The organism is Leisingera sp. JC1, from assembly GCF_001679925.1.
GTDB lineage: Bacteria > Pseudomonadota > Alphaproteobacteria > Rhodobacterales > Rhodobacteraceae > Leisingera.
The window spans coordinates 1-1,067 of the sequence record NZ_LYUZ01000028.1 but is presented as its reverse complement, the minus strand read 5'-3'; the positions used below and the strand labels follow the sequence as shown (position 1 = coordinate 1,067).

Genomic DNA, 1,067 nt, shown 5'->3' with positions numbered 1-1,067 from the left:
CACCTCCCGGGTCGTCAGGCCGCTTGCGCGCAGCCTCAAGGCTTCTCTGATCTTCCTCATCGGCAATCTCGCCATTGGGTCCCTCCCGCTCTCAAAAGAGCGAAAGGCTACCCGCCACGTGATTGCTCAGCACCCCGCCAAAGGGCTCCGCGATCTTGTCCGCGAGCCCCGGAATCTTGTCCGCGCTAAATCGGAATGGTTGTCCGCGTCAGATTGGAATCCTTGTCCGCGCTACCCCGGTGCGCGCACCCAGGCTGCCGAGCATCGACGAAGTCCTTGCGGCGGTCGATCTGGATCTTCCGGATGAATGCATCTGTTAGCGCCGTAACCGCCATGAGGAACTCCTTATCCTTTGGGAAGGTATTATCCCGGGGACGTGCTGGGGACGCAATTGGAGCTGGATAGTTTTCCACAAAAAGCCGGCAGGACGAGATGCAAAGTGTGGAACCCTCCTCTTGAAGTCAAAATAAGATACTGTTTTAAAAAGATAAAAATCCAGAACACTCTCTCCTTCTCGAGAGTTCTCCGGAAATCTCTTTCTTGCGGAAAAATGCGGGAGCAGGATTGAAAATCCTCGTGTCGGTGGTTCGATTCCGCCCCCGGGCACCATCGCTTCCATACCATCTTGGTTTGGAACGATAAGTCTTTCTATATCGCCAACTAATTCGATATCCCGGCCTTTTGGGTCGCCGCGCGGGTAGACTATGACTTCGTCAATTAGGCCGCGAATTGCAGTCCGAACTTCCTTTCGAGAAAGCAATCCGTCATGAGCGCTAGACTCAGCGATAACCTTCGCCAGAAGCTCTTTGTACTCGGGTGTGGCATTGTTGCAGAACTCTCTCGTTGGAGGATTCACAACACGAATCCATGGGGTTAGACGGATGTCATGAGCAAGCCCAAGCCCGCCCGCTACCGCACGACGAACTGGTCCGCCTACAACGCTGCGCTCCGCAAGCGCGGGTCTTTGCTGATCTGGCTGGACAAGGAGATGGCCTGGTACGCGCCGCATGAGGGCCGCCCTGGGCGCCCGCCGGTGTTCTCGAATGCGGCGATCCAGTTCTGCTTAT

Annotated in this window: 1 protein-coding gene; it reads left to right on the top strand. The window is 56.0% G+C overall.

Annotation, left to right across the window (positions count from 1 at the left end; all coding sequences use genetic code 11):
- Positions 1-886: 886 nt before the first annotated feature.
- On the top strand, positions 887-1,067 hold a 181-nt coding region (locus tag A9D60_RS04275; RefSeq protein ID WP_065269781.1), incomplete at its 3' end, for a transposase.